This window comes from Mesorhizobium sp. ES1-3 (assembly GCF_020164795.1).
Classification (GTDB): domain Bacteria; phylum Pseudomonadota; class Alphaproteobacteria; order Rhizobiales; family Rhizobiaceae; genus Mesorhizobium.
The window spans coordinates 284,498-309,437 of the sequence record NZ_JAIUGW010000002.1; the positions used below are offsets into that span (position 1 = coordinate 284,498).

26 protein-coding genes are annotated in these 24,940 nt (G+C 62.2%); 18 read left to right on the top strand and 8 right to left on the bottom strand.

Annotation, left to right across the window (positions count from 1 at the left end; all coding sequences use genetic code 11):
- Positions 1-77 precede the first annotated feature (77 nt).
- Positions 78-875 (top strand): YdcF family protein, encoded by a 798-nt coding sequence (locus LB536_RS04420; RefSeq protein ID WP_224590245.1) that lies wholly within the window; start codon positions 78-80, stop codon positions 873-875.
- Here LB536_RS04420 and LB536_RS04425 read toward each other — a convergent pair.
- Positions 824-1,567 carry a DUF599 domain-containing protein gene (locus LB536_RS04425; protein WP_140757482.1) on the bottom strand — a complete coding sequence of 248 codons (744 nt, stop codon included), beginning with the start codon at positions 1,565-1,567 and terminating at the stop codon, positions 824-826. The two genes, LB536_RS04420 and LB536_RS04425, sit on opposite strands and share 52 nt — an antisense overlap.
- A 169-nt stretch (positions 1,568-1,736) precedes the next feature.
- On the opposite strand from LB536_RS04425, the gene LB536_RS04430 reads away from it, so the two are divergent.
- From LB536_RS04430 to LB536_RS04440, 3 genes are all read left to right on the top strand, one after another.
- Positions 1,737-3,140, top strand: coding sequence for an L-serine ammonia-lyase (locus tag LB536_RS04430; protein ID WP_224590246.1), 1,404 nt, complete (start codon positions 1,737-1,739; stop codon positions 3,138-3,140).
- A 76-nt stretch (positions 3,141-3,216) separates the two neighbouring features.
- Positions 3,217-3,654, top strand: a complete 438-nt coding sequence (locus LB536_RS04435; RefSeq protein WP_224590247.1) for a DUF1489 family protein — start codon at positions 3,217-3,219, stop codon at positions 3,652-3,654.
- 274 nt (positions 3,655-3,928) lie between these two features.
- Positions 3,929-4,630 carry a DnaJ domain-containing protein gene (locus LB536_RS04440; protein WP_224590248.1) on the top strand — a complete coding sequence of 234 codons (702 nt, stop codon included), beginning with the start codon at positions 3,929-3,931 and terminating at the stop codon, positions 4,628-4,630.
- Positions 4,631-4,677: 47 nt separating this feature from the next.
- Here LB536_RS04440 and LB536_RS04445 read toward each other — a convergent pair whose 3' ends face one another.
- On the bottom strand, positions 4,678-6,099 hold the full coding sequence (locus tag LB536_RS04445; protein ID WP_224590249.1) for an SPOR domain-containing protein: 1,422 nt from the start codon (positions 6,097-6,099) through the stop codon (positions 4,678-4,680).
- Positions 6,100-6,395: 296 nt separating this feature from the next.
- On the opposite strand from LB536_RS04445, the gene LB536_RS04450 reads away from it, so the two are divergent.
- The 3 genes from LB536_RS04450 to clpA all read left to right on the top strand — a co-directional run bounded on the left by LB536_RS04450 (position 6,396) and on the right by clpA (position 9,804).
- A complete protein-coding gene (locus LB536_RS04450; protein ID WP_095774324.1) occupies positions 6,396-6,725 on the top strand; it encodes a phasin family protein in 330 nt (109 codons plus the stop codon).
- 274 nt (positions 6,726-6,999) lie between these two features.
- A complete protein-coding gene (clpS, locus tag LB536_RS04455) occupies positions 7,000-7,329 on the top strand; it encodes an ATP-dependent Clp protease adapter ClpS (protein WP_010909565.1) in 330 nt (109 codons plus the stop codon).
- A 6-nt stretch (positions 7,330-7,335) separates the two neighbouring features.
- On the top strand, positions 7,336-9,804 hold the full coding sequence (gene clpA / locus LB536_RS04460; protein WP_224590250.1) for an ATP-dependent Clp protease ATP-binding subunit ClpA: 2,469 nt from the start codon (positions 7,336-7,338) through the stop codon (positions 9,802-9,804).
- 278 nt (positions 9,805-10,082) lie between these two features.
- On the opposite strand, the gene LB536_RS04465 is transcribed toward clpA, so the two are convergent.
- From LB536_RS04465 to LB536_RS04485, 5 genes are all read right to left on the bottom strand, one after another.
- The gene (locus LB536_RS04465) at positions 10,083-11,201 is read right to left on the bottom strand and encodes a phosphatase PAP2 family protein (protein WP_224590251.1); all 1,119 of its coding nucleotides are present in this window, start codon (positions 11,199-11,201) and stop codon (positions 10,083-10,085) included.
- A 254-nt stretch (positions 11,202-11,455) separates the two neighbouring features.
- Positions 11,456-11,887 (bottom strand): HIT family protein, encoded by a 432-nt coding sequence (locus tag LB536_RS04470; RefSeq protein ID WP_140757475.1) that lies wholly within the window; start codon positions 11,885-11,887, stop codon positions 11,456-11,458.
- A gap of 174 nt (positions 11,888-12,061) precedes the next feature.
- A complete protein-coding gene (locus LB536_RS04475; protein ID WP_224590252.1) occupies positions 12,062-13,276 on the bottom strand; it encodes a GNAT family N-acetyltransferase in 1,215 nt (404 codons plus the stop codon).
- 55 nt (positions 13,277-13,331) lie between these two features.
- Complete coding sequence (locus LB536_RS04480) at positions 13,332-14,060, bottom strand: glycerophosphodiester phosphodiesterase (protein WP_224590253.1); 729 nt, start codon at positions 14,058-14,060, stop codon at positions 13,332-13,334.
- Positions 14,061-14,070: 10 nt separating this feature from the next.
- The gene (locus tag LB536_RS04485) at positions 14,071-14,538 is read right to left on the bottom strand and encodes a RidA family protein (protein ID WP_140757472.1); all 468 of its coding nucleotides are present in this window, start codon (positions 14,536-14,538) and stop codon (positions 14,071-14,073) included.
- A gap of 138 nt (positions 14,539-14,676) precedes the next feature.
- On the opposite strand from LB536_RS04485, the gene LB536_RS04490 reads away from it, so the two are divergent.
- The 4 genes from LB536_RS04490 to tsf all read left to right on the top strand — a co-directional run bounded on the left by LB536_RS04490 (position 14,677) and on the right by tsf (position 17,839).
- Positions 14,677-15,507, top strand: a complete 831-nt coding sequence (locus tag LB536_RS04490; protein WP_140757471.1) for a cell envelope integrity EipB family protein — start codon at positions 14,677-14,679, stop codon at positions 15,505-15,507.
- A 36-nt stretch (positions 15,508-15,543) separates the two neighbouring features.
- Positions 15,544-15,822 (top strand): DUF4031 domain-containing protein, encoded by a 279-nt coding sequence (locus tag LB536_RS04495; RefSeq protein ID WP_140808480.1) that lies wholly within the window; start codon positions 15,544-15,546, stop codon positions 15,820-15,822.
- Positions 15,823-16,025: 203 nt separating this feature from the next.
- The gene (gene rpsB, locus LB536_RS04500) at positions 16,026-16,808 is read left to right on the top strand and encodes a 30S ribosomal protein S2 (RefSeq protein WP_023777441.1); all 783 of its coding nucleotides are present in this window, start codon (positions 16,026-16,028) and stop codon (positions 16,806-16,808) included.
- A gap of 110 nt (positions 16,809-16,918) precedes the next feature.
- A complete protein-coding gene (tsf, locus tag LB536_RS04505) occupies positions 16,919-17,839 on the top strand; it encodes a translation elongation factor Ts (protein ID WP_027142611.1) in 921 nt (306 codons plus the stop codon).
- 13 nt (positions 17,840-17,852) lie between these two features.
- On the opposite strand, the gene LB536_RS04510 is transcribed toward tsf, so the two are convergent.
- A complete protein-coding gene (locus LB536_RS04510; RefSeq protein ID WP_224590254.1) occupies positions 17,853-18,788 on the bottom strand; it encodes a LysR family transcriptional regulator in 936 nt (311 codons plus the stop codon).
- Positions 18,789-18,905: 117 nt separating this feature from the next.
- On the opposite strand from LB536_RS04510, the gene LB536_RS04515 reads away from it, so the two are divergent.
- From LB536_RS04515 to rseP, 7 genes are all read left to right on the top strand, one after another.
- Positions 18,906-19,433 (top strand): nuclear transport factor 2 family protein, encoded by a 528-nt coding sequence (locus LB536_RS04515; protein ID WP_224590255.1) that lies wholly within the window; start codon positions 18,906-18,908, stop codon positions 19,431-19,433.
- A gap of 35 nt (positions 19,434-19,468) precedes the next feature.
- Positions 19,469-20,578, top strand: coding sequence for an aldo/keto reductase (locus tag LB536_RS04520; protein ID WP_224590256.1), 1,110 nt, complete (start codon positions 19,469-19,471; stop codon positions 20,576-20,578).
- Between the two features lie 151 nt (positions 20,579-20,729).
- Positions 20,730-21,452 carry a UMP kinase gene (gene pyrH, locus LB536_RS04525; protein WP_140808474.1) on the top strand — a complete coding sequence of 241 codons (723 nt, stop codon included), beginning with the start codon at positions 20,730-20,732 and terminating at the stop codon, positions 21,450-21,452.
- A 101-nt stretch (positions 21,453-21,553) separates the two neighbouring features.
- Positions 21,554-22,108: a ribosome recycling factor gene (frr, locus tag LB536_RS04530; protein ID WP_027142617.1), complete on the top strand. Its 555-nt coding sequence runs from the start codon at positions 21,554-21,556 to the stop codon at positions 22,106-22,108.
- Between the two features lie 32 nt (positions 22,109-22,140).
- Complete coding sequence (locus LB536_RS04535; protein ID WP_140757465.1) at positions 22,141-22,875, top strand: isoprenyl transferase; 735 nt, start codon at positions 22,141-22,143, stop codon at positions 22,873-22,875.
- Entirely contained in the window at positions 22,872-23,687 is an 816-nt protein-coding gene (locus LB536_RS04540) for a phosphatidate cytidylyltransferase (RefSeq protein ID WP_224590257.1), read from the top strand. Before LB536_RS04535 ends, LB536_RS04540 begins: the two co-directional genes overlap by 4 nt.
- 97 nt (positions 23,688-23,784) lie before the next feature.
- Positions 23,785-24,927 (top strand): RIP metalloprotease RseP, encoded by a 1,143-nt coding sequence (gene rseP, locus LB536_RS04545; protein ID WP_224590258.1) that lies wholly within the window; start codon positions 23,785-23,787, stop codon positions 24,925-24,927.
- The last annotated feature ends 13 nt before the right edge of the window (positions 24,928-24,940 follow it).

Consider the following 24,940-nt stretch of genomic DNA (forward strand, 5'->3'; position numbering starts at 1 on the left):
CGAAATTGCGATCGATTTCCGGGGGCATGCGCAAAACTAAAGCATTGCAGCGTCCTTGGCGCTGTAGGGGTTGAGCGATGTTCTACTTTCTCTCCAAGATCTTCTGGTTCTTCATCCAGCCGCTCAACCTGACGATCTTCCTGCTTCTGGCAGGGCTGATCGCCGGGATGCTCGGCCGGCGGCGACTTGCCGTCACCGGCAGCGTGCTGGCGTTTGCGATCCTTGCGCTATCGGCCTGGACGTCGCTGGGCGCCATGATGCTCAATCCGTTGGAAGAACGCTTTCCCAAGCCGCCTTTGCCGGCGAAGGTAGACGGCATCGTTGTGCTCGGCGGCGGCTTCGAGGGCGCTATCAACCTCGCGCGTGGCGGCTATGAATTGAACAGCAGCGGCGATCGCATGGTCGAGACCGCAATCCTCGCCCGGCGCTTCCCGCAGGCCAAAGTGGTGGTGTCAGGCGGAAATGGCTCACTGTTCCTCGACGGCGAAGGTGATGCCGACACCGCGCCGCGCCTGCTCGGCTCGCTCGGCGTTTCGGCAGATCGTCTCGTCCTTGAGGACAAGTCCCGCAACACCTACGAGAATGCGGTCTTCAGCCGCGAACTGGTCAAACCCAAACCGGGCGAAACATGGCTACTGGTGACGTCGGCCTTTCATATGCCGCGCGCCAAGGGGCTATTCGACAAGGCCGGTTTTCCAACCATTCCATGGCCGGTCGACTATCGCACCACGGGGAAGGAAGGCGTCGGCTTCTTTCGCGATAATGCGGCCGATTCGCTTGAGAACACGACCATTGCCGTTCGTGAGTGGATCGGACTTTTCGCCTATTGGCTTTCCGGGCGCATCGATGAGCCGTTTCCGGCGCCGGGCGGCTGACCGATGACGGCGCGCCGCGCCGCCGAGAAGAACTGGCGCCGCACCAGCACGGCGAGCAGCAGAAGCGTCGACAGCACGAACACCACCGGATCGACGAACCAGCCGAGATAGCCGATCGAGAAGAACACGCCGCGCAAGCCCGAGTTGAAATGCTTGCCGGCCAGCATGTTCATTTGCGTCGCGCGCCACACAGCCGTTTGCGTGACCGGATTGCGCGAGGCTTCGCCATGCGGGATCGGCACCGCGCCGATCAGGATCGAACAGTAGTTGAACAGCCTGTAGGCCCAGCCGAATTTGAAGAAGGAAAAGGCTAGGATCAGCACAAGTCCCAGCACCTTGATCTGAAAGGCCGAGCGCGACGGCGCGCCGCCCAAGGGCAGGGTGCTCAACACCTCAAGCACCCGGTCGGACGCGCCAAGCAGGGCGAAACAGCCGCCGAGTGCGATCAGCGAACTGGAGGCGAAGAAGGCGGTTCCTTGCTGCAGGCCGCTCATGATGGCGGTGTCGACGATGCGGATCTCGCGCTCGGCCATAGTGCGCATCCAGGCCTCGCGCTGCGCATTCATGGCGGTCGTCAGCGACATGCGGCTTACCAGCTTGCCGTCGGAAGCGAGCGTGTGCAGCACCCATACGAGGACGAAAAAGCCCAGCGCCGCGAGATCGGCCGTCGAAAGGTAGGAGGAATCGCCCATAGGGTGAATTTATCACATCTTGATCGCTTCGATCGCCCCCGCAGCGTCGGGCAACCAATGTCGCTGCCGGAGCAAACAAGGTCGGCAGGTGCTGCGCCGCGATCGTCAAAAGAGCGGAAACATCCCGGGAATTCCTATATGTAGTCCTCGACGTGATCCAGGAGACAGCGTGTTCCTTTCGGTTTTCGACCTGTTCAAGATCGGCATCGGCCCCTCGAGCTCGCATACGATGGGGCCGATGACGGCTGCGCGGCGCTTCCTCGACGAGGTCGCGGGCGACGACTGGCCGCGCCCCGCCGGCGCCAAGGTCGACCGCATCGGCGCCAGCCTGCATGGCTCGCTCGCCTATACCGGCATCGGCCATGGCAGCGACCGTGCCGTGATTCTCGGCCTTGCCGGTCAGACGCCGCAAACGGTCGACCCTGACCAGGCCGACGGCATCATCAGCCGCATCACCGCCGACAAGCTGGTTTCACCGCCCGGCCACCCATCCTACCATTTCGATCCGGCCACCGATCTGGTACTCGACCGCAAGACACCGCTCACCGGTCATGCCAATGGCATGGCGTTTTATGCCTACGACGCCGTCGGCCGGTTGCTGCTCAAGCGCATCTACTATTCGATCGGCGGTGGCTTCGTGGTTTCGGGGGAAGAGCTGCAGCGGATGAAGGCCAAGGGCTCGGTCACGACCGAGGGCAAGAAAGTGCCGTATCCCTTCAAGAACGCGGTCGAGATGCTGAAGATGGCGGCCAGGAGCGGCCTGTCCATCGCCGACATGAAGCGAACCAACGAGGAGACGCAGATGTCGCGCGAGGCGCTCGACGCCGGTCTCGACGCTATCTGGGACGCGATGAAGGGCTGCATCGACCGCGGCCTGTCGCAGGACGGCATCATGCCGGGCGGGCTGAAGGTGCGGCGGCGCGCCAGGCAGCTCCATGACAAGCTGCAGGAGCAGTGGCAGCAGAACCGGCCGAATCCGCTGCTAGCCAATGACTGGCTGTCGATCTATGCGATGGCCGTCAACGAGGAGAATGCGGCCGGCGGGCGTGTCGTCACCGCGCCGACCAACGGTGCTGCCGGCACGCTGCCGGCAGTGCTGCGCTACTGGCTGCATTTCCATCCCGAGGCGGACCAGCCGAGCATTCGCGACTTCCTGCTGACGGCCGCGGCGGTCGGCGGCATCATCAAGTCCAATGCGTCGATCTCCGGCGCCGAAGTCGGCTGCCAGGGCGAGGTGGGCTCAGCCTCGGCGATGGCAGCCGCAGGCCTGTGCGCCGTCATGGGCGGCACGCCCGAACAGGTCGAGAATGCCGCCGAAATCGCGCTCGAACATCATCTCGGCATGACCTGCGATCCGGTCGGCGGGCTGGTCCAGGTGCCGTGCATCGAGCGCAACGCGCTGGGTGCCGTGAAGGCGGTGACGGCCGCCTCCCTGGCGATCAAAGGCGACGGCGTGCATTTCGTGCCGCTCGATGCCGCGATCGAGACCATGCGCCAGACCGGCCTCGACATGAACGAGAAGTACAAGGAAACCAGCCTTGGCGGGCTGGCGGTCAATGTCGTGGAGTGTTGAGGGCTGGCCCAAGCCGGCACTGTGGAGAAGTCCGCCAGGCCGTTGACGTCTCGGCGCCCCGGACTAACCTTGGTGCATGGCTCTCAACCTCCTAAAGCTTTGCGTCGGCTGCGACAGTGTCGAGGATCTCGAAGAGTGGATCGCCTTCCGTCTTGAAGAGCGCCGCCGCGCCGGCGAACCAGCCGAACACTGGCACACCACCCGCATGGTGCCGACACGTGGCGACGAGGTCACCGATGGCGGCTCGCTCTACTGGGTGATCAAGGGCAGCGTGCAATGCCGGCAATTGATCACGGAAATCCGGCCGTTCACCGATGACGACGGCATCGGCCGCTGCCATTTGATGCTCGACCCCGAGGTGGTGCGGACCGACTGGCAGCCGCGCCGCGCCTTCCAGGGCTGGCGTTATCTGAAGCCAGCGGACGCCCCGTCCGATCTCGGCAAGGGCAAGGCGGGATTGGTCGATATGCCGCCGAAACTCAGGCGCGAGCTGGCCGATCTCGGCTTGCTCTAGACATTGAGTGGAAGGATTGCCTGTTTCTGCCCGGACCTTTTCTGGCCCTCAATCTTGTCTCGCGCTGGACTTGCAAGCGACGCGACAACGCCACATCTTGAATCATGCGCGATGAACAACCGTCGAAATCGACACAGGCCGCGGCCTTGAAGACGCAGTTAGCATGATGGTCCTCTTCCAGCCCGGGTAAAGGCCATGATTCTGGCGCAGAAAAAGTGTTGAAGGACATCACGCGGCTGTCCAGGCGGACAGGATACCTGCGGGGCGATGGGAAATGCTAGGCGCGATTATCGTTGTGGTGGCGTTGTTGCTGGTGCTCCTGGGGGTAGCCACGGCCTTTCTCCGCGCGGATCCGGCGCAACTCGCAAGCGGGATGAGAACCTTGGGGCCGATCCTGCTGGCGCTGGTCGGCGGCGCCGTGCTCGTGGTCGGGCGTCAAGGCATTGGCGGCATCATCCTGTTCGTGGCAATCGCCTGGTACGGCGCCACACGTACGCGCCGGCCAAATGCCAGGCCGGTTGCTGCAAAACGCTCAACCGTGCGGACAGCGGCACTCGAGATGGAACTCGATCATAATACGGGCGGCCTTGAAGGGCTGGTTCTGGCCGGACGTCACGATGGCAAGATGCTTGGCTCGATGACCCTTGCGGAATTGCAGCATCTCTACCGCGAGCTCTCCGGCGATCCGGAGAGCCGGCAGTTGCTAGAGACGTATCTTGACGGCAGATTTCCCGTCTGGCGCAAAAACGCTGAGACGAACGGTGGCGAAGGGCTGGGTGTTGCGCCAGGTCCGGGCGCCATGACTAAGGAGGAGGCCTACAAGGTCCTTGGTCTTGAAGCGGGGGCCGCCGCGGCGGATGTCCGCAAGGCGCACCGCCGCCTGATGCAGCGCCTGCACCCCGATATCGGCGGCACGTCTTTCCTGGCGGCGCGGATTAACGAAGCCAAGGACGTCTTGCTCTCCAATCACAACTAGTCTCCTTCGACGCAAAATTTTTCCGGGAGATATCCTTCCACGCCATCCTATTGCTGGACGGCGTAGCACTCGATCTTCTTCTTCTTCAAAGCGGTGCAGGCCTTCCAGGCGGCATCCTTCGACCCAAACCCGCCGAAACGTGCGCGGTAGTAGGTGACGCCGTCCTTGTCGAAAGCGACGGTGAAGCCGGAAGCATCGGCCAGCACCTTGGGAGCCTGCTTGGCAGTCTCGTCGAGGAGAGCCTGGGCCTCGGACTGCTTGGGCGAGGAGGCAACCTGGATGGCCCAGCCCGACGGAACCGACGCGGTGCTGACCGGATCAACGGCCGGGGTGGGTTCGGCATAGGCGGCCACGACCTGGGCAGTGGCGACCTTGGGAGCGGAGACGATGACCGTCTTCACCTTCTTTGCCGGGACAACCAGCTTGGGCGCCTCCGCCTCGGCTGTATCCTCGTCCTCGCTGTCGCCCTGGGCAACGGTCGCATCGTCCGCGACGGCCGTATCGGCTTCCGCCACGGCCACCGGCTTTTCGTCCGGCGTCGGCGCGTCATGCTTGGGCAGGAGAACCTTCGCCAATGCGCTGACGGGATTGCTGTCCGCCTTGGCGATCAGATCGCCGCCACCGCGGGTCGAGGCCCTCGGCAAATAGGTGTTGATCAGGCCTGCCATCTGGTTGTCGCGGCTGCCGCCCGACGTGCCGCCCATGACGACGGCGACAAGGCGGCGGTTGCCGTCATTGACGGACGAGACAAGATTGAAGCCGGAGGCGCGGGTATAGCCGGTCTTGATGCCGTCGACGCCCTTGATGCGCCCGAGCAGGCGGTTGTGGCCATTGATGCGCTGGCGACCGTAGAGAAAGGATCGCTGCGCGAAATAGCCGTAGTACTGGGGAAAATGCTCCCTGAGCGCGATGCCGAGCGTGGCCATGTCGCGCGCCGTGGTGAACTGCCCCGGGTCGGGCAGGCCGTTGGCGTTACGGAAGACGGTGCCGTTCATGCCGAGCTGCCGCGCCTTGGCCGTCATCATGCGGGCGAAATTGGTTTCGTTGCCGCCGAGCATTTCGCCGAGCGCGGTCGCCGAGTCGTTGGCCGACTTGGTGACTATCGACAGGATCGCGGTCTCTACCGCGACCGATCCGCCCGGCTTCACGCCGAGTTTGGTCGGCGCCTCGGCGGATGCATGAGCCGAAAACACGACTGGCGTGTTTCTGCTGATCTTGCCCTTCGCCATCGCTTCGAAGGTCAGATAGAGCGTCATCATCTTGGTCAGCGAGGCAGGATAGCGCCGGCCATCGGCGTTGGCCGAGTAGAGCACCTTGCCGGTCTTGGCGTCGACGACGATGGCTGCCGACTTTGCCGCGAGCGACGATGCGGCACCCGCGACGACGAATGTCATCGCCATGGCGAGGATCATGATCGTTTTGAGAGGGGACGCGGATTTGGAAACGATGCCCGACAACGCCTGACGCACTGGTAGTTCCTTTGAATTTCTCGTTGCGCTGGAGGCGGCAAAGGGATCCTGCCTCACTTTCGGCCAAGCTAACGGGGCAGCGTTACCAATCCGTTTATGGTAACCGCCGCGTTCACCATTTTCCGGTGGTTTGAGCCTTCCTTTATTCGAATCTTAGCCTTGGCGTTCGGGTAGTGCCTCCATGCGGGCGAAATGTTGACTTTTTGTGCATCGCACAATATGTTACGTGCATTGCACAAAACGCCGCCCGGCTAGGGCGCGTCCTATGAACAGGCAACCGTCAAGGGAATCAGGAAATGACCCAGACCTACGAAGATTTCAGCAAATACGGCAAAGAGTTTGCCGACACCGGACTGAAGAGCTTCGCTTCGCTGTCCAAGGGCGCGCAGGCGATCGCCACCGAGGCCGGCGAATACACCAAGAAGAGCTTCGAAGCCGGTAGCGCCGCGTTCGAGAAGCTGTTCTCGGCCAAGTCACTGGACAAGGCGATCGAGATTCAATCCGACTATGCCAAACAGTCCTACGAGGCGTTCGTCGCCGAGGCCACCAAGATTGGCGACCTCTATGCCGAACTCGCCAAGGAAGCCTACAAGCCGTTCGAATCGATCGTTGCCAAGGCGAAGTAATTTTTGCTCGGGCGGATGATTTCGCCCTGAGAATTCCAGATCCGGCCCTTTGGGCGTGGGAAGGAAACCCGGTCGTGGAAACGCGGCCGGGTTTTTTCATGCCAACGCTTCACGATCGCGAAAATCCGCCAAGTTGGTCACCTAGCCATATTGTCAGCTAACCAGAAGGGCTTAAAATCGTCCATCGAACACCTACATGTGAAACTCGCATGAGGATTCGAAGAGGCAGGACTACGTGACGATCGGTTTGACTGCCACGAGACGAGTGGCGCGGATGCAAAATGGCGGCGGCGACGGCAATGAGGCCGGCCGCGGGACGGCCGTTATCACGCGCACCAAAACCAAGACCAAGAAGCCCAGCCTTTACCGGGTCCTCATCCTCAACGACGACTACACTCCGATGGAGTTCGTGGTTCACGTGCTGGAGCGTTTTTTCCAGAAGGACCGCGAAGCTGCCACACGCATCATGCTTCATGTTCACAATCATGGAGTGGGCGAGTGCGGGGTCTATACATTCGAGGTGGCCGAGACCAAAGTGTCCCAGGTCATGGATTTCGCCCGACAGAATCAGCATCCGCTGCAATGCGTGATGGAGAAGAAGTGAGGTAACATGCCGGCTTTCTCCCAAGGCCTGGAAAAGGCGCTTCATCAAGCGCTGACGCTCGCCAACGAGCGGCACCATGAATATGCAACCCTTGAACACCTGCTGCTCGCGCTGATCGACGACACCGAGGCGGCCGCTGTCATGCGCGCCTGCAACGTCGACCTCGACGAGCTGAAGCATACTGTTCTGACCTACATCGATACCGAGCTCGACAATCTGGTCACCGGCTACGATGAGGATTCCAAACCGACGGCCGGTTTCCAGCGCGTCATCCAGCGCGCGGTCATCCATGTGCAGTCATCTGGCCGCGAGGAAGTGTCGGGTGCCAACGTGCTCGTCGCCATCTTCGCCGAGCGCGAAAGCCATGCCGCTTATTTCCTGCAGGAACAGCAGATGACCCGCTACGACGCGGTCAACTACATCTCGCATGGCATCGCCAAGCGTCCGGGCGCGTCCGAGAGCCGCACCCCGCGCGGCGCCGATGACGAGCAGGGCGGCCAGAACGGCGCCGAGCCGCAGGAAGAAGGCGGTAAGAAGAAGCAGCAGCAGGACGCGCTGACCGCCTATTGCGTCAACCTCAACAACAAGGCCAAGGCCGGCAAGATCGATCCGCTGATCGGCCGCGAGAGCGAGATCAACCGCACCATCCAGGTGCTGTGCCGCCGCTCCAAGAACAACCCGCTCTATGTCGGTGACCCTGGCGTCGGCAAGACGGCGATCGCCGAAGGCCTGGCCAAGCGCATCGTCGAGGGCGACGTGCCTGAGGTGCTGCACAATGCCACCATCTTCGCGCTCGACATGGGCACGCTTTTGGCCGGCACGCGCTATCGCGGCGATTTCGAGGAGCGGCTGAAGCAAGTCGTCAAGGAGCTCGAGGACTATCCGGGCGCAGTGCTGTTCATCGACGAGATCCACACCGTGATCGGCGCCGGCGCGACTTCGGGCGGCGCGATGGATGCGTCGAACCTGTTGAAGCCGGCGCTGTCGTCGGGTGCGATCCGCTGCATTGGTTCGACCACCTACAAGGAATTCCGTCAGTTCTTCGAGAAGGACCGCGCGCTCGTGCGGCGCTTCCAGAAGATCGACGTCAACGAGCCGACCGTCGAGGATGCCATCGAGATCATGAAGGGCCTGAAGCCCTATTATGAGGAATTCCACAAGGTGAAGTTCACCAACGAGGCAATCAAGGCCTCGGTGGAGCTGTCGGCGCGCTACATCAACGACCGCAAGCTGCCGGACAAGGCGATCGACGTGATCGATGAGACCGGCGCCTCGCAGATGCTGGTGCCTGAAGCCAAGCGCAAGAAGACGATCGGCATCAAGGAAATCGAAGCGACGATCGCCACCATGGCGCGCATCCCGCCGAAGACGGTCTCGGCCGATGACGAGAAGGTGCTGCAGGGCCTGGACGTCGAGCTCAAGCGCGTCGTCTATGGTCAGGACACCGCCATCACCGCGCTGACCTCGGCGATCAAGCTGGCGCGGGCCGGCCTGCGCGAACCGGAAAAGCCGATCGGCTCATACCTGTTCTCAGGCCCGACCGGCGTCGGCAAGACCGAAGTCGCCAAGCAACTGGCCGCCTCGCTCGGCGTCGAACTGATCCGTTTCGACATGTCGGAATATATGGAACGCCACACCGTCTCGCGGCTGATCGGCGCGCCTCCCGGCTATGTCGGCTTCGACCAGGGCGGCCTTTTGACCGACGGTGTCGACCAGCATCCGCACTGCGTGCTGCTGCTCGACGAGGTCGAAAAGGCACATCCGGACCTGTTCAACATCCTGTTGCAGGTAATGGACCACGGCAAGCTGACCGACCACAACGGCAAGCAGATCGACTTCCGCAATGTCATCCTGATCATGACCACCAATGCGGGTGCATCCGATGCGCAGCGCGCGGCGATCGGTTTCGGTTCGACCAAGCGCGAAGGCGACGATGTGGAGGCGATCAACCGGCTGTTCACGCCGGAATTCCGCAACCGTCTCGATGCGATCATTCCGTTCGGCTCGCTGCCGGTGCCGGTCATCCATCAGGTGGTGCAGAAGTTCGTCATGCAACTGGAAGCCCAGCTTTCCGAGCGTGGCGTTACCTTCGACCTGTCGCCCGACGCGATCGCCTGGCTCGCCGACAAGGGCTATGACGAACGCATGGGCGCGCGTCCGCTCGGCCGCGTCATCCAGGAGCACATCAAGAAGCCGCTGGCCGACGAAGTGCTGTTCGGCAAGCTCAAGAAGGGCGGCACGGTGCGCGTCACCGTCGAGAAGAAGGAAACCGGCGAGACCGGCCTCAAGCTCGAATCGCTCGCCGACGAGGCGCCGGTGAAGCCGAAGAAGGAAGAGCCGGAAGACGCGCCGAAGCCACCCAAGGCCGTGGCCAGGAAGCCCGCGGCAAAGAAGGTCGTTGCGCAGAAGCCCGAGCCCAAGGGCAAGGACGGCGGTAAGCGCAGCCTCGTACCGCAACTGCCCAGAAAGGGCTGAGCCTGACAAAAAGTCGAAAAGAGCCCCGGAAATGAACTGACCCCCGAAAGTTGGACACAACTTCGGGGGTCAGTTCAAAACGGGGCTTTTTTCATGGAATAATGGGGGTGACGCATGGCCGGTGATCCCGTGCCTTTGCCTGTACGCCTGTGGCAGGAAGAGGTGCACGGGCCTTGCGTGTATGATTTGGAAGTCGATACGTCACGCCTGGTTCCGGGGTAATGCGCGGATGCGATCCGCCGGCGGCTTCTGACGGGAATGATGCCGCCGACGGCATTTCAGAGGCTTTCGGATCCGTCTTTTGCCGAGCTCCGGCCTTCCTGATCCATCTGTCCGCAAATGATTTCACGTGGATAAGCGCCATCCGCCATGGCCAGGCCATGATCCGGTTGCGGCCTCAAGCGAATGAGTGGGGCGCCGAGGTCGGATAGCCCTTCCGAAATCGTGACCGTTCCGGCGTGCGCTCGGGACAATGCTGCGCCAGTGATTTTCCAGATCGCAAGGGCAATGAGGGCGCCGGCGTAGCCGTCAATGGCATAGTGCCAGCCAAGGACCACCGAACCGAGCATGATCAGCGCCGCGAATATCCACATCAAGATGCCAAGGCGGGCGGATAGCCTGGTCGCATGGAGGGCAATGAGCACGGCCGACGCGACATGCATGGAGGGAAATGCCGATATGCCCATGCTGCCCGAAGGCAAGCCCTGATAGCCGCCCCACAGCCTGTCCTGCAGGGACAGGGCCCAGATCGGATATTGCTGATTTGCCGATTGAAGTGCGTCCATCAACGGTTGATAGAGATCGCCAAGGCCGAGCCTGGCGTAGTAGCAAGGGCCGGCGGACGAGAATATTAGGGCAATGCCGAAGCCGCCTATCAGCCATAGCAGCATGAAGCTGAGCAGAAACTGATGGCGCAGCAGGGAATCGCGAGCGGCGGCGACGTTCGAAAAGATCGCCGAGAGCAGCACCACGAACCAAAGATTGTAGCAAAGATTGAGAAAACGAACGGCCTGGGGGCTTTCAATGATCCACCAGACCCATTGGTAGGTAGGGCGGCCGAAATGCAGGCCGACGCTGAATTGTGCAAAGGCCTGGTCCCAGGAGAAAGGCGCCAGCAACGCGATCGCCCCTTTCAGCACTGCGAAGCCGGATACGAAAGCCATGATCGCGACCAGTCCGTTCACGCTGTTGGCGATGCGCCTTCGATCGGACAGCAACTGCCAGAACGAATTCAGGAAAAGGCGGAGTGGCGATGCGGCACCGTCGACAAACGCCAGCCATAACAGCCGGAATGCCGCGTAGATACATCCGGCGACCCACAAATACACCACCAGGTAGAAGCCGTATTCGGCAAGCAGTCCGAAATCCGGCAGGTTGCCGACCCGGGCGCCAATCACGAAACTTAATCCGAGAGTAAACAGGGCGACCGCATGAACAACGCGGTGGCGAAAAAATGATTCGGCCAAAAGATGCAGAAAGACGCCGCTCGCGCTGGCGTCAGGCTGCCTGCCTATAGTTTCCGAAAGGTCCTGCATCGCCGCCCATCCCTAGCGAAAAGATGCATCGGGAAGGCTTGCAAAGATATGAACAAAGTAATCGCAGGCAGCAATACAGGCGACAAGATGATTCGCCGGTTTATAAAGGATTAAGGTCAGCTCTGAAGGACGCCGCGGATCTTGTCTGCGTTCTGCGCCAGCACTTCCGGATTCTCCATCGCGCCTGTGTGCGGCTTCAGAGGGATGCCGTCGAAACGCGGGACGACATGGACATGCAGGTGATAGACGGTTTGTCCGGATGCAGGCTCATTGAACTGCATGATGGTGACGCCGTCGGCATTGAAAGCCTTCCTGACCGCGCGTGCCACTTTCTGAACGACCACGAAAAGGGGGCCGAATGTCGACGGGTCGGCGTCGAGCAGATTGCGCGACGGCGCTTTCGGCACCACCAGCGTATGGCCCGGTCCTTGCGGCATCACATCCATGAAAGCCACGACGGCTTCGTCCTCGTACACACGCTGCGAGGGTATTTCGCCGCGCAGGATTTTTGCGAAGATGTTGTCGGTGTCATAGGCGGCCTCAGTCATGGTGAACGCTCCGGAGTGTGCCTTGCCCTCCGGTGTAGCGAAGCCGCCTCCGAGCGGCAAGACGAAGCTGCGCTGCGATCAGCCGAGATCGCTTGCGCGTCCATGCCCGAGGCATGGCTTGGTGGATACCTGCCGCAGGGTAAACAGCGTCGGCAGGCGTGTCGAAAAAGCCTGCTATTCCTCGAGATCTTTGCGGAACGGGGTATGTTCTTCCAGATATTCGCCCATCCGCTCCACCTCGCGCCGCTCGCGCCCGAGATAATCGGCGACCGCTTTGCGCAGGCCGGGATGGGCAATGTAGTGCGCCGAATGCATGGTCACCGGCCGGTAGCCGCGCGCCAGCTTGTGCTCGCCTTGCGCGCCTGCTTCGACCACCTTCAGCTTGCGTTCGATGGCGAAGTCGATTGCCTGGTGATAGCAGACCTCGAAATGCAGGTAGGGGTGATCCTCGATGCAGCCCCAGTTGCGGCCGTAGAGCGCGTCGGAGCCGATGAAGTTGATGGCGCCGGCAATGTAGCGCCCGTTGCGCCTGGCCATCACCAGCAGGATGTCGTCCGCCATGCGTTCGCCGATCAGCGAGAAGAACTGGCGGTTCAGGTAGGGGCGGCCCCATTTGCGGCTGCCGGTGTCCATATAGAAGGCGAAGAAGTCGTCCCAGGCCTTTTCGGTCAGGTCCTTGCCGGTCAGCCAGTCGATCGTGATGCCATCGGCCAGCGCCTCGCGCCGTTCCTTCTTCATCGCCTTGCGCTTGCGCGAGGCAAGCGTGGCGAGAAAGTCGTCATAGGTGGAAAACCCTTCGTTGAAGAAATGGAATTGCTGGTCGGTGCGATGCAGGAAACCTGCGGCCTCCAGCGTCGCGACGTCGCTCTCCTGCGCGAAAGTGACATGCGCCGAGGATATGCCGAGCTTGTCGGTCACCATTTTGAGCCCGGCGGCAAGCCCCGCCTTGACCGCGTCCTGATCCTCGCCTTTGCCGACCAGCAGGCGAGGGCCGGTGACGGGCGTGAACGGCACGGCACTTTGCAGTTTTGGATAGTAACGGCCGCCGGCGCGCTCGAAGGCATCCGACCAACCGTGATCGAACACATATTCGCCCTGGCTGTGCGATTTGAGATAGCAGGGAACAGCGCCGAGCAGCCTGCCTTGCGCGGTTTCCAGCCGCAGGTGATGGCCCTGCCAGCCGGTGCGCCGCACGGCGCAGCCCGAATCCTCCAAGGCGCTCAAAAAAGCGAATGAAACGAGTGGGTTATATCCGGCTTCCGCGTCGCCGCGCGTGGTGCCGGCAAAGCCGTTCCATTCATCGCAGGTAAAGGCTCCTATGCCCGCGGCGATGCGGATCGAATAGTCCGCATTCGCCGTTTGTCCGTCGCAGTCGTCGCCCTGATCCATGAGGCTTATTTAAGCTCCATTCGGGCCGCTACAAGTCACGTTTCGGGCACCCTGCTCAGGCGACTTTGACCATGTCGGGCTCGAACCCTTCGAACGTCATCTGGTCGGCATATCTGAAGGTCAGGTCGATCGCCGGCTGGTCATGCACCGTCCAGGTGATGACAGGCATTTTGAGCTTTTCGCGCACGAAGCTGACAAACGGGTTCGGCAGATCGCCGGCGGCGTAGGAGGTAAAGGAGAGTTCGTGCGCCAGCATGGAAAAGTGTGCTTCGATCAGCTTGGCGTCCTTCCCATAGGCAGTCAATCCAGCCGGAATACCGGGCGCGTGCCGGGGGAAATCGCGGATCAGCCAGTGATCGAACGACATGATCGCCGCCTTGCCCTTGTAGCGCTTCAGCATCTTGCCTACGCGCGCCACCAGGCCTTCGTCGCGACCGGGAGTTCCTTTCAGTTCGACGACCATGGGCACACGACCATCGACGAGATCGAGCGTTTCCTGCAGCGTCGGCACGCGATCCGCCGTGCCGCCAACCTGGAGCGCGGTAAGTTCGGCAGCGCTGCGTTGCCAGACGAAACCGTCCTTTCCGGTCAGCCGTTGCAAATCGTCATCATGGATGACGACGGGAACGCCATCCGACGACAGATGCACGTCGCATTCGATCGCGTAGCCGCGTTCGGCCGCGGCGGCGAAGGCGGAAAGCGTGTTTTCCCAGCGCGTCTTGTTCATGTCGTGAAAGCCGCGATGGGCAACCGGCCGGGCAGTCAGCCAGGAGAGGTCGGTCATGTCCGCACCTTCACTCATCGACTTCGAAGATCGCTTCGATCTCCACCGCGGCATTAAGCGGCAGGGAGGCGGTGCCGACGGCGGAGCGTGCGTGCTTGCCGGCTTCGCCAAGCGCGGCAACCAGGAAATCCGAGGCGCCGTTGGCGACCAGATGCTGCTCGACGAAGTCGGGCGCCGACGCCACGAAGACGGTGATCTTGACCAGACGGCGGATCTTCTCGAGGTCGCCAAGTGCCGCCTTGGCTTGCGCCAGGATGTTGATGGCGCAGTATTTCGCCGCGTCCTTGCCGCTTGCCGTGTCGACGTCGCGGCCGAGCAGGCCGCTCGCCTGCAGCTTGCCGTCCTTGAGCGGCAATTGTCCTGCCGTGAACAGCAGGTTGCCGGTCCTGCAATAGGGCACGTAGTTGGCGGCAGGCGCGGCGGCAACAGGAAGCGTCACGCCGAGATCGCTTAGCCGCTTTTCGATTGTTTCACTCATTGCTTTTCCCTATTGCTGGAAGGTGCCGCGCTGGCCGGGCCGAAATTGCTATTTTTGCCTCGCTTCCGCCATGACTTTTTTTAAGCTGGACCATCTTTCCCTGCGGTCTGCCATCAGCCGCGACGATTGGAGTACCTCATGCGCGCATCGCGCCTTGCATTCCACGCCGTTCTGTTGTCGGCGCTCTTCCCCGTGGGCTCCGCTTTTGCCGTACCGGCGCTGCAGGCGCATCGCGCCGTCTACGATCTCACCCTCAAGAAAGCGGATGATCGATCCGGCATCACCGGTATCACCGGCCGTATGGTCTACGAGTTCAACGGCTCCGCCTGCGAGGGCTATACGGTGAAATTCCGTTTCGTCACGCAGATCGCGACCAGCGACAACACGAAGCTGACCGACCAGCAGACCACCACCTTCGAGGATGCGGAAGGCAAGATGTTTTCTTTCGTGACGAAGTCCTTCGTCGACCAGAACCTCGACAAGGAGGTCAAGGGCGTCGCGACAAAGAATGCCAAGGGGCTGAAGGTCGATATCGACAAGCCGGAGAAGAACAGTCTTGAACTCGCTGCCACCCAGTTTCCGACCCAGCATCTGGTCGAGCTGATCGGCAAGGCCGAAAAAGGCGAAACCTTCTACCAGACCAACCTGTTCGACGGCTCGGAGGACGCCAACAAAGTGATGACGACCACGGTTGTCGTCGGCAAGAAGACCGAAGCCGACAAGGCCGATCCGGAAGCGCCGGCTCTGGCGAAGCTTGCCACCGACAAATATTGGCCTGTCGACATCGCCTATTTCGACGACAGCGCCCAGAAGGGCGAGGAAGTGCCGGAATACCGGATCAGCTTCAAGCTGCACGAGAACGGCATCACCCGTGATCTCGTCATGGACTATGGCGACTTCTCCATGACCGGCAAGCTGGTCAACCTGTCGCTGTTCGACCAGACAAAGCCTTGTCCGGTATCGAAATAGCAACGATGCGCAACTGAGTTGACCGCGGCGGGCCTGATGGCGGTCTATGTCGATGCGGCGATCTGGAAGTGGGCAGGCCATCGCTGGTGCCATCTGATGGCCGACGACACCGAAGAGTTGCATCGGTTCGCAGCCCAGCTTGGCGTGAAGCGCTCGTCCTACCAGGGGCCGCCCAGGACATCGGCGCCGCACTATGACATAACCGGCTTCGAGCGCGACCGCGCGGTGAGGCTCGGCGCCATCGAATGCAGCCGCGAGGAGATCGTCGCGATCTTCAGGCGCGTGCGGGTACCCAACGGAAAAGTAAAGCGCTGAGGACAGGGCCGTATCGTCGCATGTCACGCCACGGATGCCGCGGCGCTTGCGTTTAGCGCACTTCCCCTCTATATGCCCGCTCATTCCACACACGGACTTTGGTGTCTGCCCGGGAGAAATCCGGCTGAAACCTCCGGTGGCGTTCAAGGACTTCGGTCCAAAAATGCCTGTGTCCGTGGAGGCTAACCGGAAAGGAAATGAGAATGGCACTGCCTGATTTCAGCATGCGTCAGCTTTTGGAAGCTGGCATTCACTTCGGCCACCAGACCCACCGCTGGAACCCGAAGATGGCGCCCTACATCTACGGCGCCCGCAATAACATCCACATCATCGACCTCTCGCAGACGGTGCCTTTGCTGCACCAGGCGCTGAAGCAGGTTTCAGACACAGTTGCCAAGGGCGGCCGCGTGCTGTTCGTCGGCACCAAGCGCCAGGCGTCGGACATCGTCGCCGATGCGGCGCAGCGTTCGGCCCAGTACTATGTCAATTCGCGTTGGCTCGGCGGCATGCTGACCAACTGGAAGACGATCTCGAACTCGATCCAGCGCCTGCGCAAGCTCGACGAGATGCTGGCCGGCGAGGCGCAAGGCCTGACCAAGAAGGAACGCCTGAACCTCGACCGCGAGCGCGAGAAGCTCGACAAGGCGCTCGGCGGCATCAAGGACATGGGCTCGACGCCCGACCTGATGTTCGTGATCGACACCAACAAGGAGGCGATCGCCATCCTCGAGGCGAAGCGCCTGGGCATACCGGTGGTCGCTATCATCGATTCGAACTGCGATCCGGACAAGATCGACTTCCCGATCCCTGGCAATGACGACGCGGCCCGCGCCATCCAGCTCTATTGCGACCTGATCGCCAAGGCTGCGATCGACGGCATCGCCCGTCAGCAGGGCGCGCTCGGCGTCGACATCGGCGCTTCCGTCGAAGCTCCGGTCGAACCGGCGCTCGATCCGGCTCCGGCGTCGGAAGCCCCCGAGGCTTGATAATCGAAGGCCGGCTTGCGGCCTTCATCTTTCTCATATTTTGGCACGCTAAACAGACGCACCGTCGAGATTCGATGGTGCGTCGGCGCATTTGAAACAAAGAGGCGACAATGAGCATTTCGGCTGCACAGGTCAAAGAACTCCGCGACTTGACCGGCGCGGGCATGATGGACTGCAAGGCGGCGTTGAACGAGACCAACGGCAACATGGAAGAGGCCGTCGACTGGCTGCGCAAGAAGGGCATTTCCAAGGCCGACAAGAAGGCTGGCCGCACCGCCGCCGAAGGCCTGATCGGCGTCGACAACGGCGTGCGTGAAGCCGCCGTCGTCGAGGTGAATTCCGAGACGGATTTCGTCGCCCGCAATGCCGCCTTCCAGGAAATCGTCGCCAACGTCGCCAAGGTGGCGCTCGCCTATGGCACGACCGAAGCTGTGGCCGCCGCGAAATATCCGGGTTCGGACAAGTCGGTCACGGACACCATCAAGGACGCTGTCGGCACCATCGGCGAGAACCTTGGCTTTCGCCGCTCGGCCAAGCTGACCGTTCCGCACGGCGCGGTTGCTACCTACGTCCACAATTCGGTTGCCGACGGCCTTGGCAAGCTCGGCGTGCTGGTCGCGATCGAGACCACCGGCAACGAGCACGCCGCCAACGCCTTTGGCCGCCAGGTCGCCATGCATGTCGCCGCCACCAACCCGATGGCGCTGACCGCAGAGCAGATCGACCCGGCAGCCGTCGAGCGCGAGAAGGCAATCTTCTCCGACCAGGCGCGTCAGTCGGGCAAGCCGGAAGCCATCATCGAAAAGATGGTCGAGGGTCGCCTGCGCAAGTTCTATGAGGAAGTCGTGCTCTTGAAGCAGGCGTTCGTGCTCAATCCCGACATCACCGTCGAGAAGGCGCTGAAGGATGCCGAAAAGGAAATCGGCGCGCCAGCCAAGATCACGGCCTATCTGCGCTTCGCGCTTGGCGAGGGCATCGAGAAGGAAGAGTCCGATTTCGCCGCGGAGGTCGCTGCGGCGGTCAAGAAGTAAGCGTCCTACCGCATTATTGCGGCTGTGTCTTTCGGCCGGGCGTCCGCGGGGATGCCCGGCCGATTTCGTTTGCGGTGTCGATGAAGGCCCTGAGCTTCGGCGCCATCGCCGCGCGGCGCGGGAAGTAGAGAAAAAGGCCGGGTTCCTCGATCGCCGATTGCGGCAGGACCTGCACCAGGCGCCCGGCTGCAAGATCCGCGCGCGCCAGCGGCTCGAACATATAGGCGAGGCCGACGCCGGCGAGCGCCAGATCAATGGCGGCGAGCGAGTCCGTCACGATGGCCGTACCGCTGGTCTCCATGACCACATCCTTGCCATCCTCGGTCAAATCCCAGCGATAGAGAGCACCCGAACGGACGAGCCGGTACCCGATGCAATTGTGGTTCGCGAGATCGGCTACGCGGCGCGGACGACCACGTCGCCCGATATAGGCGGGAGAGGCGACGATGACGACCTTGAAGGGCTGCGTCAGCCGGATGGCCACCATGTCCTGCGCGATCATCTCGCCGAGCCGGATGCCGGCGTCAAAGCCTTCGCCGACGATGTCGACCAATCCCTGATCGGCAAAAATCTCGACCGTAATGTCGGGATAGCGCTCGGCCATCGCGGCGACGACCGGCGTCACCGCCAATGGAATCGCGATGTTGGAGGCGTTGATCCTGAGCAGGCCGGACGGCCTGCCCTTGACGCTGCGGATACGCTCCATCCGCTCGGCAATATCCTGGAGGGCAGGGGCGGCCGTTTCCACCAGCGCCTTGCCGGCCTCGGTGAGCGAAACGCTGCGCGTCGTGCGCGCAAACAGCGGCTGGCCGATCCGCTCCTCGACGAGACGCACCGCATGGCTGACCGCCGAAGGGCTCATGCCGAGTTCAGCCGCGGCAAGCGCGAAGCCGCCGCGCCGGGCGACGGCAACGATGACAGGCAGGTGGGCGAGCAGGTCCCGGTCCATTCATGACCTACATCGCATAGTCCATGCAGATCATGCAATCTTATCGACGCCGAGGCAGAGGTCCACATTGTCGCCAACACATCGGCGATCGGGCTGGTGGCACAAAGGAGAAGAGACATGAATGCCTTGAAACACGTTACCTTCGCCGCAGGCCTTGCCTTGGCACCCGTCGATGCCGGTGGTGCCGAACCGACCGGCTGGCAGGCCCTTGCCGATGAACGCGCCGTCATTCGTATCGCCGATGCCATCGATCGCGCCGTCGACGCGCAGGACTGGAAACGCGCGCGCAGCTATTTCGCCGACCGGGTCACCGCCGACTTCAGCACCCTGTCGGGTCAGCCCGCGGCCAACATTGCCTCGGACGATCTGATCGGCGCCTGGGCCGGCAATCTCAAGGGCAGCAAGACCAGCCTGCATCTGCGCACCAATCACCAGGTCGTCCTCGAGGCGGACACGGCGACTGTTCTGTCGAACGGCTATGCCTGGAACCGAATGGAGGGCAATGGCGATCCACTCTGGGAAGTCTGGGGCACATATGAGCACCACCTGACACGTTCCGGCACAGCCTGGAAGGTCGACGGCTTCACCTTCCGCATGACGCATGAACGCGGCAATCCCTGGGTCAAGACGACCCCGGGCCCATGACGCCCGCATCAACCGGATCAGGATCGGAGAAGACAATGACGATGAGCTACTACACACTCGGCAACAGCGGCCTGCGCGTCAGCCGGCTGGCAATGGGCACGATGACCTTCGGCACGGAATGGGGCTGGGGCGCGGACCGGGACACGGCGCGAACGATGTTCGACGCCTATGTCGAGGCCGGCGGCAATTTCTTCGACACCGCCGACCTTTATACCGGCGGCACCGCCGAGACCTGGCTCGGTGAATTCGTGGCCGAGCGGGGCTTGCGCGACAAGGCGGTGATCGCCACCAAATTCACCATGAACTCGAACCCCGGCAATCCGAACGCCGGCGGCAACGGCCGCAAGAACATCATGCGTGCCGTCGACGCCTCGCTGAAGCGGCTGGGTACCGACTACATCGATCTCTATCTCATGCATATCTGGGACAAGCTGACGCCGGCCGAGGAGGTGCTGCGTACGCTCGACGATCTGGTTCGGGCAGGCAAGATACGTCACCTCGGCCTGTCCGACGTGCCGGCCTGGTATGCCGGGCGGGCGCAGGCGATCGCCGAACTGCGCGGCTATGAGCCGATCTCGGCGTTGCAGCTCGAATACTCGCTGGCGGAGCGTGCCATCGAGCATGAATTCGTGCCGTTCGGGACACGCCATGGCGCCGGCATCATGGTCTGGAGCCCGCTGGCCAGCGGGCTGTTGAGTGGCAAATACCGCCCGGTGCAAGCGGGCAATGCCGGCCGGCTCGACGGTTTCCGCAACACCACCCATCCGGGCTTCCAGAAATTCACCGAGCACAACTGGACTGTCGTGGCGGAGTTGGAAAAAGTCGCCGCCGAACTCGGCCGCGGCATGGCTCAAGTGGCGCTCAACTGGGTGGCGACACAGCCGGGAATCGCCACTGTCATCCTTGGGGCAACGCGGCTTTCGCAGTTGCAGGACAATCTTGCGGCGCTCGATTTCTCCATACCGCCAGCGCTTCGTCAGCGGCTGGACAAGGTGAGCGGCACGCCGGCGCCATTCCCGCATTCGTATTTCGGTCCCGAGATCCAGGTTCGTGTCGCCGGCGGTGTCGTGACCGGCGACAAGCCGTCCGGTTATGCATTGCCGGTCGTGGTCGAAGGCGAGGCCGTTGCCATCAGCAGCAACTGATCCAAAAAGCCTGGAATTTTGCACAAGGGCGCGGCGTGACATCGCTGCGCCCTTCGTGTATCCGGTCAACCCGTCATGACAGCACCGCCGGCGAACCAGGAGGCCTCTTTCGCCTTCGGAGCTTGCCGCGCCGGGATTTTCGAGGAACCAGATGACGGCGAAGCCCCTCTACCGACGTGTTCTGCTGAAAGCTTCGGGCGAAGCGTTGATGGGCGAACAGCATTTCGGCATCGACGTCTCGGTCGTGGACCGCATCGCCGCCGATATCGCCGAGGCGCGCGCGCTGGGCATCGAGGTGGGTGTCGTCATCGGCGGTGGCAATATCTTTCGCGGCGTGGCCGTCGCCTCCAAGGGCGGCGACCGCGTCACCGGCGACCATATGGGCATGCTTGCCACGGTCATAAATTCGCTGGCACTGCGCACGTCGCTGAACAAGATCGGCGTCGACGCCGTCGTGCTGTCCGCGATTGCCATGCCCGAGCTTTGCGAGAGCTTTTCGCAGCGCCAGGCGACCGCCTACATGAACCAGGGCAAGGTGGTGATCTTCGCCGGCGGCACCGGCAATCCGTTCTTCACCACTGATTCGGCTGCCGCGCTCCGCGCGGCCGAGATCGGCGCAGACGCGCTGTTCAAGGGCACGCAAGTCGACGGCGTCTATTCTGCCGACCCGAAAAAGGACCCGAATGCGACACGTTTCGAGCGCATCAGCCATGCCGAGGTCATAAATCGAGGGCTTTCGATCATGGATACGGCTGCGATTGCACTTGCGCGCGAAAACAACATTCCGATAATCGTCTATTCGATCCACGAAAAAGGTGGTTTCGGCGATATTCTGAGGGGCGGGGGCCGCTGTACGGTCGTCGCGGACGAGTGATCCGGGCCCGAAGAAGGGAAACCGGATTTCGAAATCGGGCTCGAACACAGGGCTTTGCCCCGAAGCAGTGAACCCCCGGCAGACGGGTCGAGGAGACTAACATGAGTGGTGAGTACGACGATCTCAAGCGACGCATGGATGGGGCAATCGCGGCGTTCAAGCATGATCTGGCCTCGCTGCGGACCGGTCGCGCCTCCAGCAACCTGCTCGACGCGATCCAGGTGCAAGCCTATGGCACCACCATGCCGATCAATCAGGTGGCCAACGTTACCGTGCCGGAGCCCCGGATGATCTCGGTCTCGGTCTGGGACAAGTCGATGGTCGGTGCGGTCGACCGCGCGATCCGGGAATCCAATCTGGGCTTCAACCCGATCGTCGACGGCACCAATCTGAGGATTCCGCTGCCGGAGCTCAACGAACAGCGCCGCAAGGAGCTGGTCAAGATTTCGCACGGCTATGCCGAGAACGCGCGTGTCGCCGCGCGCCATGTGCGCCGTGACGGCATGGATTTCCTGAAGAAGGCGGAGAAGGACGGCGACATCAGCGAGGACGATCAGCGCAAGCGTTCCGACCAGGTCCAGAAACTTACCGACGAAACCATCAGCACTATCGATCATCTGCTTTCCGACAAGGAAGCTGAAATCATGCAGGTTTAGGGTTGGCCCTTGGCTGACCCGAAAGCGAGATCATGACAACGCCCGCGCATGTCGCGATCATCATGGATGGAAATGGACGCTGGGCCAAGGCGCGCGGTATGCCGAGGCTCGCGGGTCATCGCGCCGGCGTCGAGGCGCTGCGCAAGGCTGTGCGTGCCGCCCCTGGTCTCGGCATCTCCTTCCTGACCGTCTATGCTTTCTCGTCGGAGAACTGGTCGCGACCGAAGTCCGAGGTCAGCGACCTTATGGGTCTGTTGAAGCTGTTCATTCGTCGCGACCTTGCCGAGCTGCACCAGAGCGGCGTGCGGGTCAGGATCATCGGCGACCGGGCAGGGCTGCAGGCGGACATCAGAGGGCTGCTCGACGAAGCCGAATCACTGACGATCCACAACACCTCGCTGACGCTTGTGATTGCCTTCAACTACGGCGGGCGCGACGAGATCGTTCGCACGGCGCGCAAGCTCGCCGAGGCGGTGGCGCGCGGTGAAATCGACAGCGAGGCGATCACCGCCGAAAGCTTTGCCGGCTCTCTCGACACGCAAGGCATTCCCGATCCGGAGTTGGTCATCCGCACCAGCGGCGAGCTTCGCCTGTCCAACTTCCTCTTGTGGCAGGCCGCCTACAGCGAACTCGTCTTCCTGCCGTGCTACTGGCCGGACTTCAACCGTGAGCACTTCGCCGAGGCCTTGCGTGAATATGCCGGCCGCGAGCGCCGCTTCGGCGGACTGGGCCCGCAAGACGTCGCTTCGCGACCGGCCGCGGGATGAGCAACCTTCAGCTGCGTGTGATTTCGGCGGTCGTGCTGGCCATTGTCGCCCTTGGCCTGACCTGGCTTGGCGGCCTGCCTTTCCGGCTGCTGTGCGCCGCGATGGCGGCAATGATCTTTTATGAGTGGACACGCATGGCGCGGCCCGCCGCGACCGACGGGCTTGGTTTCCTGCCGGAAGCGCTGATGGTCATTTTCGTCGGCGCCCTGATTGCCGGCCTGTCCGCATTTTGGCTGCTGCCGCTCATGGTGATTCTGGTTGCGATAACGGCAGCCACCGCGGGAATCCGCAAGATCGGCCAGTGGGACGCCGGCGGTCTTGCCTATGCCTGCGTGTCGGGCCTGTCGCTTGCCCTGCTGCGCGACGGCGATCATTCGGGCCTCATCGCCATCCTGTTCCTGTTCGCTGTCGTCTGGGCGACCGACATTTTCGCCTATTTCGTTGGGCGCGCCGTCGGCGGGCCCAAACTGGCGCCGTCGATTTCGCCAGGCAAGACGCGCAGCGGCGCATTCGGCGGGGCGGTCGGTGGCGTCGTCGCGGGACTTCTGCTGGCAGCCATTGCCGGCGCCGGCAACCTGGCGTTGCTCGGCCTTGTGGCGCTGGTGCTGTCCGTTGTCGCCCAGGCTGGCGACCTGTTCGAATCCTGGGTCAAACGGCGGCACGACCGCAAGGATTCAGGCGTGCTCATTCCTGGCCATGGCGGCATCATGGATCGTGTCGACGGGCTTGTCGCGGCCGCTCTTGCCCTATACGTCATCGGTTGGATTTTGGTGGGCGCCGATCATCCGGCACAGGGGCTGTTTCCCATTTGAACGGTGTCATTCCACGATCTGGCGCGAACGTGCCTTGGATTCGCCTGTATTGATGTCACAGTCATGCAGCGACCGCGGAAGAATTTGAGGGCTTGAGTTGAACGAGATTCTTCACGCGATTTTCAGCACGGAAGGCCTCTTTCTCGGCACGCTCGTGCCGTTTCTCTTCGTACTGACCGTGGTGGTGTTCGTTCACGAGATGGGCCACTACCTCGTCGGCCGGTGGTGCGGCATCGGGGTCAGGGCCTTCTCGATCGGCTTCGGTCCGGAGCTCATCGGCTTCAACGACAGGCACGGTACGCGCTGGAAGCTTTGCGCCATACCGCTAGGCGGTTATGTCAAGTTTGTCGGCGACATGAGCGCCACCTCCAGCAAGCCGACATCGGACGAGCTCGAAACGCTGACCGACGAGGAACGCAAGGTTGCCTTCCACACCCAGGCGATCTGGAAGCGCGCGGCAACTGTGGTGGCCGGGCCGCTGTTCAACTTCCTGCTAACGATCGTCGTCTTTTCCGTGCTGTTTGCCTCCTATGGGCGTTATGTCGCGGAGCCCATGGTGGCGGAGGTTACAACAGGCAGTCCCGCGGCCAAGGCCGGCATTTTGCCTGGAGACCGATTCGTCAGCGTCGACGGCAGCAAGGTCGAAACCTTCGGCGACGTGCAGCGGCTGGTCTCGGGCCGCGCAGGCGATACCATCACCTTCGTCATGCTGCGCAACGGCAAGGAGGTCACGGTGACCGCGTCGCCGCAGCTGATGGAGCAGGAGGACGCGCTCGGCAACAAGATCAAGGTCGCGGTAATCGGCGTCGTCAACAACAAGGAACTCGGCCAGCCTCGTCTCATCACATACACTCCGGTGGGAGCCGTTGCGGCGGCCGTTGAGGAAACGGGCCACGTCATCGAGCGCACTGGCCAGTTTCTGCAGCGCTTCGTCGTCGGGCGCGAGGACAAGTGCCAGTTGGGTGGTCCGGTCAAGATCGCCGGCATGGCCGGCAAGGCTGCCAAACTCGGTTTCGAGTGGCTGGTGCAGCTCGTCGCGCTGCTCTCCGTTGGGATAGGCATTCTAAACCTTTTGCCGATTCCCCCCCTCGACGGCGGCCACCTGTTGTTCTACGGGGTGGAGGCCGTCATCCGCCGGCCGGTGTCGGAACGGATGATGGAAATGGCCTATCGGGCCGGTCTGCTTCTGGTGCTGTGCTTCATGGGGTTCGTGTTCTGGAACGATCTCTTTGGGTGCTGAAATCATGAAGGAA

Coding starts and splice junctions, on each gene's coding strand:
- LB536_RS04420 (WP_224590245.1), top strand. CDS start 78: ATGTTCTACTTTCTCTCCAAGATCTTCTGGTTCTTCATCCAGCCGCTC.
- LB536_RS04425 (WP_140757482.1), bottom strand. CDS start 1,567: ATGGGCGATTCCTCCTACCTTTCGACGGCCGATCTCGCGGCGCTGGGC.
- LB536_RS04435 (WP_224590247.1), top strand. CDS start 3,217: ATGGCTCTCAACCTCCTAAAGCTTTGCGTCGGCTGCGACAGTGTCGAG.
- LB536_RS04440 (WP_224590248.1), top strand. CDS start 3,929: ATGCTAGGCGCGATTATCGTTGTGGTGGCGTTGTTGCTGGTGCTCCTG.
- LB536_RS04450 (WP_095774324.1), top strand. CDS start 6,396: ATGACCCAGACCTACGAAGATTTCAGCAAATACGGCAAAGAGTTTGCC.
- clpS (WP_010909565.1), top strand. CDS start 7,000: ATGCAAAATGGCGGCGGCGACGGCAATGAGGCCGGCCGCGGGACGGCC.
- clpA (WP_224590250.1), top strand. CDS start 7,336: ATGCCGGCTTTCTCCCAAGGCCTGGAAAAGGCGCTTCATCAAGCGCTG.
- LB536_RS04470 (WP_140757475.1), bottom strand. CDS start 11,887: ATGACTGAGGCCGCCTATGACACCGACAACATCTTCGCAAAAATCCTG.
- LB536_RS04475 (WP_224590252.1), bottom strand. CDS start 13,276: ATGGATCAGGGCGACGACTGCGACGGACAAACGGCGAATGCGGACTAT.
- LB536_RS04480 (WP_224590253.1), bottom strand. CDS start 14,060: ATGACCGACCTCTCCTGGCTGACTGCCCGGCCGGTTGCCCATCGCGGC.
- LB536_RS04485 (WP_140757472.1), bottom strand. CDS start 14,538: ATGAGTGAAACAATCGAAAAGCGGCTAAGCGATCTCGGCGTGACGCTT.
- LB536_RS04490 (WP_140757471.1), top strand. CDS start 14,677: ATGCGCGCATCGCGCCTTGCATTCCACGCCGTTCTGTTGTCGGCGCTC.
- LB536_RS04495 (WP_140808480.1), top strand. CDS start 15,544: ATGGCGGTCTATGTCGATGCGGCGATCTGGAAGTGGGCAGGCCATCGC.
- rpsB (WP_023777441.1), top strand. CDS start 16,026: ATGGCACTGCCTGATTTCAGCATGCGTCAGCTTTTGGAAGCTGGCATT.
- tsf (WP_027142611.1), top strand. CDS start 16,919: ATGAGCATTTCGGCTGCACAGGTCAAAGAACTCCGCGACTTGACCGGC.
- LB536_RS04510 (WP_224590254.1), bottom strand. CDS start 18,788: ATGGACCGGGACCTGCTCGCCCACCTGCCTGTCATCGTTGCCGTCGCC.
- LB536_RS04515 (WP_224590255.1), top strand. CDS start 18,906: ATGAATGCCTTGAAACACGTTACCTTCGCCGCAGGCCTTGCCTTGGCA.
- LB536_RS04520 (WP_224590256.1), top strand. CDS start 19,469: ATGACGATGAGCTACTACACACTCGGCAACAGCGGCCTGCGCGTCAGC.
- pyrH (WP_140808474.1), top strand. CDS start 20,730: ATGACGGCGAAGCCCCTCTACCGACGTGTTCTGCTGAAAGCTTCGGGC.
- frr (WP_027142617.1), top strand. CDS start 21,554: ATGAGTGGTGAGTACGACGATCTCAAGCGACGCATGGATGGGGCAATC.
- LB536_RS04535 (WP_140757465.1), top strand. CDS start 22,141: ATGACAACGCCCGCGCATGTCGCGATCATCATGGATGGAAATGGACGC.
- LB536_RS04540 (WP_224590257.1), top strand. CDS start 22,872: ATGAGCAACCTTCAGCTGCGTGTGATTTCGGCGGTCGTGCTGGCCATT.